This window comes from Aquitalea sp. LB_tupeE, assembly GCF_013391415.1.
Classification (GTDB): Bacteria; Pseudomonadota; Gammaproteobacteria; order Burkholderiales; family Chromobacteriaceae; genus Aquitalea.
The window spans coordinates 199483-215007 of the sequence record NZ_JACAXB010000034.1 but is presented as its reverse complement, the minus strand read 5'-3'; the positions used below and the strand labels follow the sequence as shown (position 1 = coordinate 215007).

The 15525-nt window shown below is 58.5% G+C and carries 15 protein-coding genes; 6 read left to right on the top strand and 9 right to left on the bottom strand.

Going from position 1 to position 15525, the window contains the following annotated elements:
* Positions 1-103: 103 nt before the first annotated feature.
* The 3 genes from HWX34_RS18685 (at position 104) to HWX34_RS18675 (ending at position 3662) form a co-directional block, all read left to right on the top strand.
* Positions 104-1066 (top strand): 2-hydroxyacid dehydrogenase, encoded by a 963-nt coding sequence (locus tag HWX34_RS18685; RefSeq protein ID WP_178973678.1) that lies wholly within the window; start codon positions 104-106, stop codon positions 1064-1066.
* Positions 1067-1154: 88 nt separating this feature from the next.
* Positions 1155-2294 (top strand): PleD family two-component system response regulator, encoded by a 1140-nt coding sequence (locus tag HWX34_RS18680; RefSeq protein ID WP_178973677.1) that lies wholly within the window; start codon positions 1155-1157, stop codon positions 2292-2294.
* A 309-nt stretch (positions 2295-2603) separates the two neighbouring features.
* Entirely contained in the window at positions 2604-3662 is a 1059-nt protein-coding gene (locus tag HWX34_RS18675) for a DNA-binding protein (protein ID WP_178973676.1), read from the top strand.
* Positions 3663-3727: 65 nt separating this feature from the next.
* Here HWX34_RS18675 and HWX34_RS18670 read toward each other — a convergent pair whose 3' ends face one another.
* The 5 genes from HWX34_RS18670 to HWX34_RS18650 form a co-directional block, all read right to left on the bottom strand.
* Complete coding sequence (locus tag HWX34_RS18670; protein ID WP_178973675.1) at positions 3728-4210, bottom strand: GAF domain-containing protein; 483 nt, start codon at positions 4208-4210, stop codon at positions 3728-3730.
* Between the two features lie 114 nt (positions 4211-4324).
* Positions 4325-5065: an acetoacetyl-CoA reductase gene (gene phbB, locus HWX34_RS18665; RefSeq protein ID WP_178973674.1), complete on the bottom strand. Its 741-nt coding sequence runs from the start codon at positions 5063-5065 to the stop codon at positions 4325-4327.
* A gap of 117 nt (positions 5066-5182) precedes the next feature.
* A complete protein-coding gene (gene rsgA / locus HWX34_RS18660) occupies positions 5183-6067 on the bottom strand; it encodes a ribosome small subunit-dependent GTPase A (protein ID WP_178973673.1) in 885 nt (294 codons plus the stop codon).
* Positions 6064-6390, bottom strand: a complete 327-nt coding sequence (locus HWX34_RS18655; RefSeq protein WP_178973672.1) for a 4a-hydroxytetrahydrobiopterin dehydratase — start codon at positions 6388-6390, stop codon at positions 6064-6066. Before HWX34_RS18655 ends, rsgA begins: the two co-directional genes overlap by 4 nt.
* Positions 6387-7634: a M48 family metallopeptidase gene (locus tag HWX34_RS18650; protein WP_178973671.1), complete on the bottom strand. Its 1248-nt coding sequence runs from the start codon at positions 7632-7634 to the stop codon at positions 6387-6389. The genes HWX34_RS18655 and HWX34_RS18650 overlap by 4 nt, the downstream gene beginning before the upstream one ends.
* Before the next feature lie 72 nt (positions 7635-7706).
* Here HWX34_RS18650 and orn point away from each other — a divergent pair, with 72 nt between their 5' ends.
* The 3 genes from orn to HWX34_RS18635 all read left to right on the top strand — a co-directional run bounded on the left by orn (position 7707) and on the right by HWX34_RS18635 (position 10541).
* Positions 7707-8252 carry an oligoribonuclease gene (gene orn, locus HWX34_RS18645; protein WP_178973670.1) on the top strand — a complete coding sequence of 182 codons (546 nt, stop codon included), beginning with the start codon at positions 7707-7709 and terminating at the stop codon, positions 8250-8252.
* Between the two features lie 140 nt (positions 8253-8392).
* Positions 8393-10045 carry a glucose-6-phosphate isomerase gene (pgi, locus tag HWX34_RS18640; RefSeq protein WP_178973669.1) on the top strand — a complete coding sequence of 551 codons (1653 nt, stop codon included), beginning with the start codon at positions 8393-8395 and terminating at the stop codon, positions 10043-10045.
* Entirely contained in the window at positions 10038-10541 is a 504-nt protein-coding gene (locus HWX34_RS18635) for a nicotinamide-nucleotide amidohydrolase family protein (protein ID WP_178973668.1), read from the top strand. Before pgi ends, HWX34_RS18635 begins: the two co-directional genes overlap by 8 nt.
* A gap of 50 nt (positions 10542-10591) precedes the next feature.
* Here the strand turns inward: HWX34_RS18635 and nudC are convergent, their stop codons facing one another.
* The 4 genes from nudC to HWX34_RS18615 all read right to left on the bottom strand — a co-directional run bounded on the left by nudC (position 10592) and on the right by HWX34_RS18615 (position 15317).
* A complete protein-coding gene (nudC, locus tag HWX34_RS18630) occupies positions 10592-11395 on the bottom strand; it encodes an NAD(+) diphosphatase (protein ID WP_178973667.1) in 804 nt (267 codons plus the stop codon).
* Between the two features lie 72 nt (positions 11396-11467).
* Positions 11468-12589: a YbdK family carboxylate-amine ligase gene (locus HWX34_RS18625; RefSeq protein ID WP_178973666.1), complete on the bottom strand. Its 1122-nt coding sequence runs from the start codon at positions 12587-12589 to the stop codon at positions 11468-11470.
* A gap of 1 nt (position 12590) precedes the next feature.
* Positions 12591-13787 (bottom strand): cation:proton antiporter, encoded by a 1197-nt coding sequence (locus HWX34_RS18620; protein WP_178973665.1) that lies wholly within the window; start codon positions 13785-13787, stop codon positions 12591-12593.
* Positions 13788-14018: 231 nt separating this feature from the next.
* Positions 14019-15317, bottom strand: coding sequence for an MFS transporter (locus tag HWX34_RS18615; RefSeq protein WP_178973664.1), 1299 nt, complete (start codon positions 15315-15317; stop codon positions 14019-14021).
* Positions 15318-15525 lie beyond the last annotated feature (208 nt).

Genomic DNA, 15525 nt, shown 5'->3' with positions numbered 1-15525 from the left:
TTCTAGAAGCAGGCCGTGGTAGCGACAAGGATTTTACATGGCCGGCAGGGCTGGGTTGTCGGTCCTGGTGGTAGCATGAATTTTCTTTCATGGAGTAAGCGGAATGATGCAACTTGCCAATCGCCCGGTCATTTTCATTGTTGTGCCACTGGCTCCGGCTTTGATGGCGCAGTTGAATGCGCAGTTTGAATGCCTGCATGGCTGGGAATTGCAGGATGCTTTGCGCGCCGGTGAGGTGTGGCCTGCGGTGCGGGCGGTGGTCACTACCGGCGGGGCTGGGGCGTCGCGCCAGTTGTTGCAGGCGCTGCCCGCTGTCGAACTGGTGGCCTGCGTGGGGGTGGGGTTTGATGCCATCGATCTGGATTATGCGCGCACGCACGGTATTGCCGTCACCACCACGCCAGGCGTGCTGGATCGCTGTGTGGCAGATACTGCATTGGCCCTGCTGCTGGCTGTGTTTCGCCAGTTGCTGTCGGCGGATGCTTTTGTGCGTCAGGGGCGATGGCTTGCGGGCGGGTTTCCATTAGCACGCAGCCTGTCCGGCAAACGTTGTGGCATTGTCGGCCTGGGTAATATCGGACGTGCCATTGCGCGTCGGGCTGAGGCCTTTGATATGGCGGTGTGCTACTACGGACCCAGTCAGAAGGCTGATGTTGCATATCCTTACTTTGCGGATCTGACCACGATGGCGGCTGCGGTTGATGTATTGGTATTGGCTTTGCCTGGTGGTGTGTCTACCCGCCATGTGGTAGATGGTCGGGTGATGGATGCGCTGGGTGCTGATGGGGTGTTGATCAATATCGCGCGTGGCTCGGTGGTGGATCAGGCTGCGCTGGTGGAGCGTTTGCTGGATGGTCGTCTGGGTGGTGCCGGGCTGGATGTGTTCGAGCATGAACCGCAAGTGCCGGAGGTGCTGTTTGGCTTGCCGAATGTGGTGCTGACGCCGCATATGGCTAGTGCGACGGTAGAGACGCGGGCAGCCATGGCGCAGTTGATGCTGGATAATCTGCGGGCTCATTTTTCCGGTCAGCCTTTGTTGACGCCTTTGCATCTGGATTGCGCTTAATTGCCGTGTCTGGCTTGTATTGTGCAGGCGCGTCCAGCTATAGAACAAAGGGTGGATTGCTTTACTTCAAGGGGATGTGGGGACTCCGATGAATGAAAAACCAAAAATACTGGTGGTGGATGATGTGTTGATAACCCGGCGCTTGATGAAGGCCGGTTTGGCGCATTGTTTTGATGTGGCGGATGCTGAAAGCGGTGAGCAGGCCTTGGAATTGTTACCGCAGCTTGCGCCGGTAGCGATTGTGCTGGATGTGGAAATGCAGCCTGGCATGGATGGTTTCGAAACTTGCCGGCGCATTCGGGCGGATGAGCGCTTTGCACATATACCCGTTGTGTTTGTCTCGGCGCGCGAGGCGGTGGAGGATCGCTTGAGTGGCTACGAGGCAGGTGGTGAGGACTATATCGTCAAGCCATTTTCTGCGCTGGAACTGGAGGCCAAGCTGTGTCGCCTGATTGATGCCAGTGTCGAGCGTCGTCGTTTGAGTGGTCAGGTGCGGGATGCCAGTTCGGCTGCCATGACGGCCATGATCAGCATGAGTGAAATGGGCGCCTTGCTGGAGGTAATCAAGCAATTGGGCTCGGCTGGAAGCATGTCCGAGCTGGCTGATGCGCTAGTGGGCGGCTTGCGCCTGTATGGCTTGCAGGGTTGTGTGCAGCTGCGTGCTGCTACTGGTGTGCTGAATCGCAGTAGCGACGGGGAGACGAGCCCGCTGGAGTTGTCGGTACTGGAGCATCTGGTGGGTATGGGGCGGATGGTGCAGTTCAAGAATCGCATGGTGATCAACTACCCCGACGTTTCCTTGTTGCTGCGGGACATGCCGGTTGAAGATGAGGATAGGTGCGGGCGGCTGCGTGATCATCTGACCATGCTGGTCGAGGCTGCTAATGTGCACGTTGGGTCGTTGGCGGTCTTGGCTGCGGCGCAGCAGCGTGACGGGCAGGTGATGGCAGTGGCCGTGCGCATGATACAGACGCTGGGCGAAGTGGACAGGGCGCAGCGGGATAATCAGGTGGCTGGGCGTGTTGCGCTGGAGGATATTCGCCAGCGTATTGATGAGGCCTGTGTCTCGATGTTGCTCACCAATTCTCAGGAGGTCTTGCTGCATCGTGCGCTGGATGAGGGGATTGAGTCCTTGTTGAGTTCGCAGTCGGACACCACTCAGTTGCAGGACCGGCTGTCGCAGATGGTGCAGGAATTACGGCAGGTGACTGGTGTGCATGGTGCTTAGTGATTGATGGCGGTCTGCTGCACGTGGTGTTTCATGCTTGAGCGATTTTGAGTGGCTGGCTTGGCGATAGGGGCAGGTCGAGGTGGTGCAAGAATTCCCGGCGTAAGCCGGGTATTTTTTTGCCTGCAGAATGGGGTGATGGTGAATTTTTATGGTTTTGGCTTTGCTGTTTCGAGCAATAACTTCCGATAAGTATAGTAATCGGAAAAATAATGATGTTGAATGTATATAAATAATGTAATACGTAATAAATTGACAGTGTGTAATTGTGTTATATTGCTGATATTGAACTATGGGTGAGGTGGCAAGATGGCGGCTGATATCTATTCCCGTATCCGACAGGTGGCGTTGGAGCTGGTGGGCGAGGGGGTGTGGCCCACAGTGGTGGAAGTGCGTGCCCGGCTGGGAACCGGTTCCAATACCACCATCAACAACACACTGAAAGAATGGCGGCAGGATTTCCTGTCGCGCATGGCCAGTTCCTCGCGTCATCCTGATTGGCCAGCTGGCCTGGCTGAGGCGTTTGGCATGATCTGGCAGAAATCCTGCGAGGCGGCAGAGCAGCAATGGGAGGCGGTGCGCGCGGAGGCAGAAGCAGAGGTCGCGGCTGCCCGGCAGGCACAGCAGGCACTGCAGGCGCAGTTGGAGGCGGTGGAGTCTTCCTTGCAATCAGCCTTGCGAGAGATAGCGCTGCGTACCGAGCATCAGCAGGCCGTAGAGGCAAAGCTGCAGACCTTGACGCAGCAATATGCGCAGCTGGAGTCGCGCTGTCAGGGGTTGGAGCAGCAGTTGGTGCAAGAAAGGGCTGCGGTACAGCAGGCGCGACAAGATAGCGATGCGCGCCAGGCGGAAACAGAGGCCCGGCATGAGTTGCGCTTGCAGGAAGCAAGGCAGGAAGCCGAGCGGCGTGAGTCGCTGGCGTATGAGCGGCTGGAAGGCTTGCGCTTGCGCCTGTACGAACAGGTAGAAGAAGAGCGGGTCACCATGAAGCAGGCAACAGCTTTGCTGAATGAAGAAATGCAGGCCTTGCGTCAGCAGATGTCACAGACAGAGCAGCAATGGCGTGAACGGCTGGCAGACCGGGAGCGCGAGTCGGGCAAGCAGCAGGCGCGCCTGGAGATGCTGGAGCAGCGCAATCTGGAACTGCAAGAAGCCGCGGAGCGACAGCAAGGCGTGAATGAGCAGGGCAATGCACGGCTGTTGGCGATGGCAGGTGAGAACGCAAGGCTGGCTGCCGAGCTATCTGCCGGTGTGGCACGGCAGGTGACCCGACTGGCGCAGGCCATGCAAGAGGCTGGGGCGGCATTGCTGGAGCTGGATGAGGCGGGGAAAGAGGTCTGGCTGAGTCAGCAGCTCTCGCAGGCATGAATTGCTGGAAATGAAAAACGGATGCTGCAGCATCCGTTTTTTGATGGTCTCTGCTCAGAATGAATTCAGAACAAATGTTGCAGTGCCTGGCAGATCTGTTCCAGATACTTGGCATCGGTGGCGTCAAACTGGTCGAGCAGGCTGGAGTCGACGTCCAGCACGGCTACCACTTCCCCTTTGCTATCGTGTACCGGTACTACAATTTCCGAGCGTGCGCTGGATGAGCAGGCGATATGGCCCGGGAAGGCGTCTACATCTGGCACTACCAGGGTGCGGTTCTGCGCCCATGCGCTACCACACACGCCTTTTCCATGGGGAATGCGGGTGCAGGCGATGGGGCCCTGGAACGGTCCCAGTACCAGTTGTTGGTTTTTCACCAGATAAAAGCCGGTCCACAGCCAGTCGAATGTGCTGTGCAGGGCAGCGGTCAGGTTGGCCAGTGCGGCAATCTGGTCGTCTTCGTATTGCACCAGGGCTTGTGCTTGCGGCAGCAGTGTCTGGTACTTTTCTTCCTTGGTTTCACCCTGAATGGTCAAATGTTCAGCCATGTTTTGCTCGGTCTTGTATTGCAAGGTTGACAGCATAGCAGAATGTTTCTGCCTGAATTGTCAATAAAAAACCCGGCAGTTTGCCGGGTTTTTTATTGCGACCCTGGGGGTGTATTACATCATGTGCTGACCGCCGTTGATGGCCAGGTTGGCGCCGGTCATGAAGCCGGAAACATCGGAAGCCAGGTAGTTGATCAGCCCGGCAATTTCTTCCGGCTTGCCCAGGCGGCCCACCGGAATATTGGCGATGATCTTGTTGCGTACTTCTTCCGGTACGGCCATCACCATGTCGGTGGCGATGTAGCCTGGGGAGATGGTGTTGACGGTTACGCCCTTGCGCGCTACTTCTTGTGCCAGTGCCATGGTGAAACCGTGCATGCCGGCTTTGGCTGCGGAGTAGTTGGTCTGGCCAAACTGTCCTTTCTGGCCGTTGATCGAAGAAATATTGATGATGCGGCCAAAGCCGCGCTCCACCATGCCGTCCAGAACCGGTTTCACCATATTGAACAGTGAATCCAGATTGGTCTTGATGACAGCATCCCAGTCGTCCTTGGTCTGCTTCTTGAAGGTGCCATCGCGGGTGATGCCGGCATTGTTTACCAGCACGTCTACCGCGCCTACTTCGGTTTGCGCCTTGGCCAGCATGGCGACGCAGGCTGCGGTGTCGGTCACGTCGCACTGATAGGCGTGAATGTCACTAAAGCCCATGCCCTTCATGTCGGCAAGCCAGGCTTGCTCCTTGCCCGGTTTGCTGTAGGTGGTGATGACAGTGTGGCCGGACTCGGCCAGAGCCTTGCAGATTGCGGTTCCGATACCGCCCATGCCTCCGGTTACGAGTGCGATGCGTTTTGTCATGATGCTGGCTCCTTGTCTTTGTCGGGGTAAAAGTCGCTGATCTCAGTCTGGTGTAATTTTTCTTACCAGAATATGAGTCCTACAAAGAATTGTAAACAACTTGGATGACAAAACGCTTTATGCCGTTTGATTTAACAATTCATTACTCAAACGTTGGAGTAAATCCAGCCTTTGTGGCGCAATCAACCCGTCTGCGGCCGCTTGCTTGATGGCGCAGTCCGGCTCTTTGCGATGTGTGCAGTTATGGAATCGGCATTTTCCGATCAGCGGACGCATTTCCGGGAAGTAGTGCAGCAGGTCGCTGGCTTGCAAGTGCTTGAGGCCGAACTCCTGCAAGCCGGGGGAGTCGATCAGGTCGCTGCCAGCAGACAGATCGTGCAGGTGGTAGAGCGTGGCATGGGTGGTGGTGTGCCGACCAGAATCCAGCGCCTCGGAAATATCACCGATACGGGCGTTGGCTTCCGGCAGCAGGGCATTGGTGAGGGTGGATTTGCCCATGCCGGACTGGCCGACGAATACGCAGGTTTCGCCATCCAGCAAGGGTAATAATGGTGTCATATCCTGCTTGGCTGACAAGGTGATCATCTTGTAGCCCAGCTTGGTATAGGGGTGCAGTTTTTCCACCAGCGCGGCTGTCTCGGGCAGATCTGCCTTGTTGATCAGGATGACCGGGTCGATGTCGGCCGCCTCGGCGGCAATCAGGCAGCGGTTGAGCAGTTCTTCACTGGGGCTGGGGACGGCGGCAATGACAAACAGAATGCGGCTGACGTTTGCCGCAATGACCTTGGTTTTCCATTCATCCTGGCGGTATAGCAGGCTGCTGCGTGGCAGGCTTTCTTCGATGACTGCCTGTTCCTTGTTCTGGATGAGGATTTCCACGCGGTCGCCGCAGGCAAAGTCCACGCGTTTGCCGCGCGTGGAGCAGCCATAAGTCTGACCCTCTGCCTCTACAATAAAGCGGCGACCGTGGCTGCGGATGATCTGTCCGATGGCTGCTCTCATGCGCGTCCTTGCAGTGCTTCGGTCTTGGCCGCGCAAATGAAGTCATTCAGGGTCAGGCCGCCGGCGTCGTGCGTGCTGAAGCGAACGACTGCCCGGTTGTAGTGCACGGACAAATCGGGGTGATGGTCTTCCTGGTGGGCAATCCATGCCAGGGCGTTCACAAAGGCCATGGTCTGGTAGTAGTCGGCAAAACCGAAGGTCTTGCACAACTCGATACCCTGGATTTCCCAATCAGGCAGTTTGGCCAGAAACTGGCTGGCGGTATTGGCATCCAGCGGGCTCAGGCCGTGGGCGGTTTCACAGTGCAGTTCGAGCAGATTCATGTATTGGCTCCTTTCAGATGGGCGATACGCAGGCTCGCCGGTGGGTGGGAGTCGTAAAAGGCGGAGTGCAACGGGTCCGGGGTCAGAGTGGACGCATTGTCACGATAAAGTTTTACCAGCGCGTCAATCAGATGCTGGGCATCAGCCTGGTCGGCGGCAAAGCTGTCTGCTTCGTATTCGTGGCGGCGCGACATCAGGCTGGAGAGGGGTGTCAACGGGAAAGTGAAGGCAGGCACGGCCATGAAGAACAGGATCAAGGCCATGGCGGTGCTGGGTGTGCTGACGCCCAGTGCGGCATAGAACCAGTTGGCGTCCAGTAATTGCCCCAGGATGAACAGGAAACCCAGCGACAGGGCAAAGGCAAAGCTGATGCGTTTGACGATGTGCTTGCGCTTGAAGTGGCCCAATTCGTGGGCGAGGACCGCTTCAATTTCTTCCGGTGCCAGTTGTTTGAGCAAGGTATCGAAAAATACGATGCGCTTGGCGCTGCCAAAGCCGGTGAAGTAGGCATTGCCGTGACTGGAACGGCGCGAACCATCCATCACGAACACGCCTTGGCTGGTAAAGCCAGTGCGGGCAAGCAAGGCCTCGATGCGCTGCTTCAATGCCAGGTCTTCCAGCGGGCTGAAGCGGTTGAACAGGGGTGCAATCAGGGTCGGGTAGAGTGCCACCATCAAGAGCTGGAATGCCGACCATACCAGCCATACCCACAGCCACCACAGCGGCCCGGCTTGTGCCATCAGCCACAGGACCAGCGCCAGCAAGGGCAGGCCGATGATGGCGCCAATCAGGCTGCCCTTGATCAGGTCCAGCACGAACATGCGCAAAGTCATTTTGTTGAAGCCGTAGCGGGCTTCAATGCGGAACGTGCTATACAGCGAAATGGGCAGGCTGATGGCGGAACTGACGACGGTGACTGCCATCACCAGCAGGATACCGCCCACCATGGGGCCGACATGCAGCTGCTGGATTTGTTGGCTGATCCAGTCCAGTCCGCCGCCCAGGGTCAATAGCAGGATCAAGCCGGTGTCGATGACGGCGGATAGCAAGCCAAGCCTGGTCTTGGCCATGCTGTAATCGGCAGCGTGCTGATGCTGTTGCAGGGTGATGCTGCCGGCAAAATCAGCCGGTACGCTGTGGCGGTGGCGGGCGATATGGCGCAGATGGCGCAGGCCCAGCCATAGTTTGAGTGACAGTGTGGCCGCCAGTGCGGCCAGAAACAGGGTGCAGAATGCCTCGGTCATGATTTACGCAGGTGGGTTTGCCGCCAGAGCGGCAATGAAGGAAAATACGCAGACTCGTAAAGATTGGACAGTATGGCACAAGATCAGAACAACCTCATCTGGCTCGACATGGAAATGACCGGGCTGAATCCTGAAACCGACCGCATCATCGAAGTGGCCATGATTGCCACCGACAGCCAGCTCAATATCCTGGGGCAGTCGCCGGTCCTGGTCATTCATCAGCCGGACAGCGTGCTGGATGGCATGGATGACTGGAACAAAAACACCCATGGCAAGAGCGGCCTGATTGAGAAAGTCAAGGCCTCCACCCTGTCAGAAGCCGAAGCTGAAGCTACCTTGCTGGCCTTCATGGCCGACTATGTGCCGGCCCGCACGACGCCGATGTGTGGCAACACCATTCATCAGGATCGTCGTTTTATGGTGCGCTGGATGCCGCAGCTGGAAGAGTATTTCCACTATCGCAACCTGGATGTCTCCACCCTGAAGGAGCTGTGCAAGCGCTGGAAGCCGGAAGTCGCCCGCGGTGTGGTGAAGCGTGGCAAGCATGAAGCGCTGGCGGATATCGAAGAATCCATCGAAGAACTGAAGTACTACCGCGAGCATTTCATCAGGTTGTGATGTAGTGTGCGTGCTACAAATGGTAATATGCATTCTGCAAGGGGACGCCAGTCCCCTTTTTCTTGTCAGTCCCCGCCAGATACCAAGGGCGGTTAATGCAAAACCGATTATCCATTTTTGATTGCAAGCACTTTACGACCATGTTTGACGACAGCAAAGCCGGTATCAATCACAGCCCGATCTGGGCCAAGCTTCACCAGCATCAGCGCGCCACCCGATTCATGCAGATGCGCGAACTGTTCCACGCAGACCCGCAACGTTTCAAGCGCTTTTCCTTGCAGCTGGATGGCTTGTTGCTGGATTACTCGAAAAACCGCATTACCGAGCGCACGCTGGAATTGCTGATTGATCTGGCACGGGAAGCGGATTTGCCCGGCTGGATGACGCGCATGCGTGAAGGTGAGCGTATCAATGTCAGCGAAAAGCGCTCGGTTCTGCATACCGCCTTGCGTTTGCCGCAGCAAGAAAGCCTGATGCTGGACGGTGAGGATGTGGTGCCGGCGGTGCATGAGGTATTGCAACGCATGCGGGTATTTACCGACAAGGTGCGCAGCGGCCAATGGTTGGGGTATACCGGCCAGCCCATCCGCGCTGTGGTGAATCTGGGTATTGGCGGTTCCGACCTGGGGCCGCTGGTGGTGCAGGAGGCGCTGGCTGCCTATTCCCATCCGGATCTGACCGTGCATTTTGTGTCGAATGTCGATGGCCAGCACATTGCCCGCACCCTGCTGCAACTGGATCCGGCCACCACCTTGTTCGTGATTGCCTCCAAATCCTTTACCACCCCGGAAACCCTGCTCAATGCCGAAGCGGCCAAGGCCTGGTTCTTGCGTACGGCCAGCCAGGCGGACATCGCCCGCCATTTTGTCGCGGTTTCCACCAATGCGGCCGCGGTATCGGCCTTCGGTATTGATACCGAGCACATGTTCGGCTTCTGGGACTGGGTGGGTGGACGTTATTCGGTATGGTCGGCCATTGGTTTGTCAGTGATGCTGTCCATTGGTTATGACAACTTCCGCGATTTCCTGGATGGCGGCTATGCCATGGATCAGCACTTCTTCGGTGCGCCGCTGGATGGCAATATCCCGGTGCTGCTGGCGCTGATCGGCATCTGGTACAACACCTTCTATCAGGCGCATACCCACGCCATCATGCCGTACGACCATGGTTTGCGCCGTCTGCCTGCCCATATCCAGCAGCTGGATATGGAGTCCAATGGCAAGCGGGTGGGGCGTTTTGGCGAGCCGCTGGATTTCGACACCGGCCCGGTGATTTGGGGTGAGGAGGGGGCCAACAGCCAGCATGCCTTCTTCCAGCTTTTGCATCAGGGCACCCGCTTGGTGCCTTGCGATTTCATCGTACCGATGAACAGCCATTACGGACTGGAACAACAGCATCGCGTGCTGGTGGCCAACTGCCTTGCCCAGTCCGAGGCGCTGATGCGTGGCAAGAGCGAGGCGGAAGTGATGGCCGAGCTGCCAGACCTGCCGGGCGAGGAGCTGGACATGTTGCTGCCGCAAAAACTGTTCCCCGGCAATCAGCCTTCCAATACCATTGCGCTGGAGAAGGTGACGCCCTACAACCTGGGCATGCTGATGGCCATGTACGAACACAAGGTGTTTGTGCAGGGGGTGATCTGGGGCATCAATTCTTTCGATCAATGGGGCGTGGAGTATGGCAAGCAGCTGGCGCGGCGCATTCTGCCGGAGCTGGATGCCGCCGCCGTCTCCTCAGCCGAGCATGATAGCTCCACCCTGGGGCTGATCCGCCATTTCAGGAAAACGCATGGATAAGGAACTGAGCACACTATCTGCCCGTCTGGGTGCGGCTTTGCTGGCGCGTGGTGAAACCATGACTACTGCCGAGTCCTGCACCGGTGGCATGATTGCCGCCGCACTGACCGATATCGCCGGCAGCTCGGCGTGGTTTGGCTACGGCATGGTCAGCTATAGCAATCAGGCCAAGCAGGATTTGCTGGGCGTCAGCGCTGCTACGCTGGAAGCGCATGGTGCAGTGAGTGAAGCAGTGGTGCGGGAGATGGCCGCCGGTGCCCGCCAGCGCGCGGCGGCGGATTGGGCGGTGGCCGTGTCCGGCGTGGCCGGGCCGGGTGGTGGCTCACCGGAAAAACCGGTTGGCATGGTGTGGCTGGCAGTGGCGGGGCCGAATGGCTGCTCGCGGGCGTGGGTCAGCTATTTTGCCGGAGACCGCGCTGCGGTGCGGCGGCAAACCGTAATTGCCGCGTTGAGCGCCGTACTGGAGATGCTGGCCGGACAACCGCTCAGCGCCTGAGCATCAGGATTGCTCATGTAGCAAGGGAGCCGATGGCTCCCTTTGCGATGTTATCTGCGTTGATCGGCTGGCAGGCGTAGCCAGTCGGCCGTATGGCGGATCAGCCGGTAGGCCACTGACAGCTGGGCTGGAATGGTGGGCAGGGCGTCAATGTGATACCAGCCTGCGTCTTCGATCTCGCCAGCTTGTGGCCGGATTTCGCCGCTAACGTACTCGGCGGTGAAGGCCAGCATCAGTGAGTGCGGGAAGGGCCAGGATTGCGAGCAGACGTAGCGCAGATTCTTCACCTGCACGCCCACTTCTTCCAGTGTTTCGCGGTGCACGCACTGTTCCACCGTTTCGCCCGGTTCGACAAAACCGGCCAGTGCACTGTACACGCCGGGCAGGAAGTGCGGGCTGCGCGCCAGCAACAGTTCCTGTCCGCGATACACCGCCACCATCATGGCAGGCGACAGGCGCGGATAGTACAGCTGGCCGCAACTGGGGCAGTGCTTGCCCTGATCGTGGCCATGCTGTTGCAAAGGACTGGCGCAATGTCCGCAAAAATGGTGGGTGTGCTGAAACTGGCGCAGCTGGGCGGCGCGGGCAATGCCGTCGGTCTGTTCCAGCGGCAAGGCCATCAGCGCAGCGCGTAGCGGCAGCCATTCGCAGTCGGCGGGCGGCGGGCCGACCAGATCGGCGGCGTACAGATTGCAGCCTTGTTGCTGGTCGATGAACAGGCGGTTGGCCAGTGGCCAGTGCCGGGCGGCATCCTCCGGCAGGGCCTGGTTCTGCAATAGCAGGCGCGGGCCATCAAAAATGCACCAGCGGGTTGGCAGATCGGGATTGAAATGTTCGGGCAGTTCGAGCGGCATGATGGGGTTTCGGGACGCTAAGGCATCAGTTTAGCGGCAGATGTGGCTGATTGTCTGCTGGATTTACCCTGTTCAGTCCGGCTGATCGTGCATCCAGTAGTTGCTTTGCCGACGTACGACATCGGAAAGCGAGCCGCTGTCCTGATACACATCGCGCAGCCATTGGCTGTCCGACTGGCGCTTCAGTACCCGCGCGCGCAGTGCGGCCAGTTCGGCTTCGCAGCCCAGTGCAGTGGCATGCTGCTGCAACTGATTCAAGGTGGTCAGCAAGTCCTCCTGCACGCTGGTTTGCTGGCCGGTGCTGCTGTTGACCAGTACACCGTCAAAACCGAAGCGGCAGGCCTGAAAGCGGTTGTAACTGTAAGTCAGGTAATGTGCCGGGTCGATGTCGCGCCATTGCTGTTCCATGCACTGCCGGGCCAGCATCTGGGCGTAGGCGGCCAGCAAGGTGGGGGTGACAATGTCCAGTGGCGTGTCGCAGATGCGGATCTCCACCGTGCCGTACTCCGGCTTGGGGCGGATGTCCCAGTAGAAGTCCTTCATGCTGGCGACAATGCCCAGTTTCGCCATGTCCTGAAAGTAATCATTGAACTGCGCCCAGTTTTCCACGCAGGGCATGCAGCCAGACAAGGGAAAGGCATTGACGCTGGTCAGGCGTGAGGTCTGAAAGCGGGTGTCCATGCCCTGATAGAACGGTGATGAGGCCGACAGCGCAATGAAGTGGGGGATGTAGCGTGCCAGATAGTGTCCCAGCCGGATGGCGCTGTCGCCGTCCGGGCAGCCAATGTGAATGTGTTGCCCATAGACGGTGAATTGCTTGGCCAGATAGCCATACAGTTCCGAAACCAGCTGATAGCGTGCCTTGGGGTAAATCTGTTGCTCGCTCCAGTGCTGGAAGGGATGGGCACCGCCGCCAGCCAGGCCCAGGTTCAGTTTTTCTGCATTATGGGTCAGCAGCTGGCGGATGGCTTGCAGCTCCTGCAGCATCTCGCTGCAATGGGTGTGAATGGCGGTACCGATTTCAATCATGCTCTGGGTGATTTCCGGCTTGATGTCATAGCCGTGTGGCTGGCGGTCTATCAGTAGTAGCAAATCATCCGAGCCGCGGGTCAGGTTGTAATCGCGGCGGTTGACTATCATCAGTTCCAGTTCCACACCCAGGGTGAGTGGTGTGCTGTTGTTGAATTCCAGCATGTCAGTACTCCTTGCTCAGTTTGCCCGCCTGCTGCAGGGCCAGACGGCACAGCCAGGGGCCGGCCAGTTCGCTGATGACCAGTACAGCCATCAGACAGGCTGTTGCGCTGCTTGCCTGTGTCCCCAGTGCCAGCGAGCCCATGCTCAGCAGCATGGCGCTGCCGCCCGACAGTGGGTTCAGTGCCAGGCCCAGCCACAGCCCGCGACGGCGGGTAAGGCAATTGGCGGGTGCCAGTGCAAACCAGAACAGCATGGCAATGCCGCTGCGCAACAGCAGATAAGCCAGCGCCAGTGCCCAGTGGCTTGCCAGTGCTTGTGGCTGCAGCCAGGCGCCGGCGGCTACGAAAAAGGCGACAAAGAAAAAATGGCTGCCAGTCAGCAGGTCGGGCTCGCTGATGCTTTCGCCGCCGCGCAGATTCCGCGTGGCCAGGCCGAAGACCAGCAAGGCCAGCGATGGCAGGGTGTCCAGCATGACGGCCAGCCCCACCAGCAAGGTGATCAGTCCAAACAGCAGAACGGTGCGGTGCTGGCGTTGGTGGCCCAGCCAGCGCTTGAGGGCAATGGCCAGTACGCCGGCCAGCAGCCCCAGCAGGCTGGAGCCCAGAATCAGCCAGGCCGGGGTGAGTAGATTGTCTGTTGTCCGATGTTGCTGGAGTAGATGTGCCGAGCCAAGGCTGACGGCAAAGGCCAGCAGGGATAACAGGCTGGACAGGGCTGTGGCGGTGGCCAGCCGGTCGCTGACCTGCCCCTCGGCCCTTTCTTCGCGCATCAGTTCCAGTATCACGATGGGGGAGGTCGCCATGCCGATGGCGGCCATGGTGGTGCTGGTTTGCCAGTTCAGTCCGGCGTAGCACAGCAAGGTATACAGTGCCGCAAAAACCAGCAGGCAATAAGCGAGTGTGCTGAGTAACAGGGTGCGTTCGGCGCGCAGCCAGCGCAAATCGACACGGCGGCCACTTTCAAACAGCGCCAAGCCGAGAGCCAGATTGACAAACAGGTCGGCGGCGCGCAGCAGCTCTTCGTTCAGGATGTGCAGACTGGCCGGGCCGATGATCAGGCCGATCAGCGCGTAGCCGGTCATGGCTGGCAAGCGGGCCATACGATTGGCAATATGGCCGCCGATCACGCCCAGCGTGAGCAGAATGCCAAATGCGGCCAGTGGGTTAAGGGCAATACTCTGCCAGGGAAAATGAGGCATGGGCGTCTCCGTGGTCTGGTGGTGTGGGCTGCGATGGCGCAGGGCAGGGCCGGGAGTGGCGCGAATGGCTAAGGGGTGACAAGTGGCGCAAAGCCGGGCTTGATTGATAAGAGACTACTGATATAGCTGAGGAGTTCCGCAATATTTTTTTAAGCAACTGACCAAGTGGCTGGGTCAAGGCTGTAAATAAAAAACGGCCCGTAAGGGGCCGTTTGCGAGGGGCGCGCTAGCTTAGCGCTGCCTGCGCTCATGCCATAGCAGATAAACACCCAGCGCCATGCCCATCAGGCAGAGTGAGAGGACATAACGTGCCGGGGCCAGTGGATCGTGCTGTTGCCACAGGGTCACCACCATGGGGGTCAGTCCACCGAAAATGGCATACGACACATTGTAGGAAAACGACAGGCCGGAGAAACGGATGGCTGGCGGGAAGGCGCGCACCATCACATAAGGCACCGCACCGACAATGCCCACGCTCAGCCCGGTCAGTGCGTATAGCGCATACAGCTGGCTGGCGTCATGGGTGACGGTGGTATAGAAATGATGACTGCTCAGCCCCAGCAGCAGGCAGCCCGCAATGAAGGTGAGGCCACTGCCCAGTCGGTCGATGATGCGGCCCGCCAGAATGCAGCCAGCCGTCAGGGCGATAATGGCCAGGCTATTGGCCTTGAGCGTGGTGGTCGCGGCCATGCCGAACTGCTTTTGCAGATAGGTCGGCGTCATCAGGATGACTACTACGATGGCAGCGGACAGCAGCCAGGTCAGCAACATCGATACCATTACCGCTGGCTTGTGCTGTTGCAGTACGGTCTTTAGTGGAAGCGTTTCTGCCAGTGCCTTGCGTGCCTGCATTTCGGCAAAGACCGGTGTTTCTTGCAGCCATTGGCGCAAATACATGGCCAGTAAACCGAATATCCCGCCAATCAGGAAGGGCAGTCGCCATGCCCAGTTGGCAATCTGCGTGGGGCTGAAGCTGCTGTTGATCAGGGTGGCCAGCAAGGAGCCCAGCAAAATTCCTGCGGTCAGTCCGGCGGTCAGGGTGCCGCAAGCGTAGCCGGTGTGGCGGGCGGGGACGTGCTCGGCCACAAATACCCAGGCGCCTGGTACTTCGCCGCCAATGGCTGCGCCTTGCAGAATGCGCAAGGCAAGCAAAGCCAGCGGAGCGGCAATGCCGATGCTGGCATAAGTGGGCAGCATGCCCATTAGCAAAGTGGGGACGGCCATCAGGACAATCGAAAGCGTAAACATGCGCTTGCGGCCCAGCTTGTCACCAAAATGCGCCATCACAATGCCGCCGAGCGGACGAGCCAGATAGCCAGCGGCGAAAATGCCGAAAGTCTGGAATTGGCGTAGCCAGTCGGGAATGTCGGGCGGAAAGAAAAGCTTGCCGATGATCAGGGCAAAAAACACGAAAATGACAAAATCGTAAAACTCCAGTGCGCCCCCCAGTGCGGCCAGTGCCAGGGTGCGGTAATCCTGGCCGTTAAGTGGGCGTGGTGAGCTGTCCTCAAGTGGGTGCAGGGTGGTCATGCATATTCTCTTGGTGGGTGAACAAGGCGGCCGCTCTGTGGCGGCCTGCTGTATGCCTGCGGGCAAGAGAGTGAGAATACGAGATAGGCGGGGTCTGGGCAATGCAATGCATCGCCGTGCAGTGGTAGCTAGTTGCGTGATGTCGGTCGTTTTATTGAATTAATGTATTTATTCGACATTAAATCTCGTGAAAGATGCGCAGAAAGGC

What these genes read in the sequence shown, in the direction of transcription:
- HWX34_RS18685 (WP_178973678.1), top strand. Translation starts at nt 104, where the DNA reads ATGATGCAACTTGCCAATCGCCCGGTCATTTTCATTGTTGTGCCACTG.
- HWX34_RS18680 (WP_178973677.1), top strand. Translation starts at nt 1,155, where the DNA reads ATGAATGAAAAACCAAAAATACTGGTGGTGGATGATGTGTTGATAACC.
- HWX34_RS18675 (WP_178973676.1), top strand. Translation starts at nt 2,604, where the DNA reads ATGGCGGCTGATATCTATTCCCGTATCCGACAGGTGGCGTTGGAGCTG.
- HWX34_RS18670 (WP_178973675.1), bottom strand. Translation starts at nt 4,210, where the DNA reads ATGGCTGAACATTTGACCATTCAGGGTGAAACCAAGGAAGAAAAGTAC.
- phbB (WP_178973674.1), bottom strand. Translation starts at nt 5,065, where the DNA reads ATGACAAAACGCATCGCACTCGTAACCGGAGGCATGGGCGGTATCGGA.
- rsgA (WP_178973673.1), bottom strand. Translation starts at nt 6,067, where the DNA reads ATGAGAGCAGCCATCGGACAGATCATCCGCAGCCACGGTCGCCGCTTT.
- HWX34_RS18655 (WP_178973672.1), bottom strand. Translation starts at nt 6,390, where the DNA reads ATGAATCTGCTCGAACTGCACTGTGAAACCGCCCACGGCCTGAGCCCG.
- HWX34_RS18650 (WP_178973671.1), bottom strand. Translation starts at nt 7,634, where the DNA reads ATGACCGAGGCATTCTGCACCCTGTTTCTGGCCGCACTGGCGGCCACA.
- orn (WP_178973670.1), top strand. Translation starts at nt 7,707, where the DNA reads ATGGCACAAGATCAGAACAACCTCATCTGGCTCGACATGGAAATGACC.
- pgi (WP_178973669.1), top strand. Translation starts at nt 8,393, where the DNA reads ATGTTTGACGACAGCAAAGCCGGTATCAATCACAGCCCGATCTGGGCC.
- HWX34_RS18635 (WP_178973668.1), top strand. Translation starts at nt 10,038, where the DNA reads ATGGATAAGGAACTGAGCACACTATCTGCCCGTCTGGGTGCGGCTTTG.
- nudC (WP_178973667.1), bottom strand. Translation starts at nt 11,395, where the DNA reads ATGCCGCTCGAACTGCCCGAACATTTCAATCCCGATCTGCCAACCCGC.
- HWX34_RS18625 (WP_178973666.1), bottom strand. Translation starts at nt 12,589, where the DNA reads ATGCTGGAATTCAACAACAGCACACCACTCACCCTGGGTGTGGAACTG.
- HWX34_RS18620 (WP_178973665.1), bottom strand. Translation starts at nt 13,787, where the DNA reads ATGCCTCATTTTCCCTGGCAGAGTATTGCCCTTAACCCACTGGCCGCA.
- HWX34_RS18615 (WP_178973664.1), bottom strand. Translation starts at nt 15,317, where the DNA reads ATGACCACCCTGCACCCACTTGAGGACAGCTCACCACGCCCACTTAAC.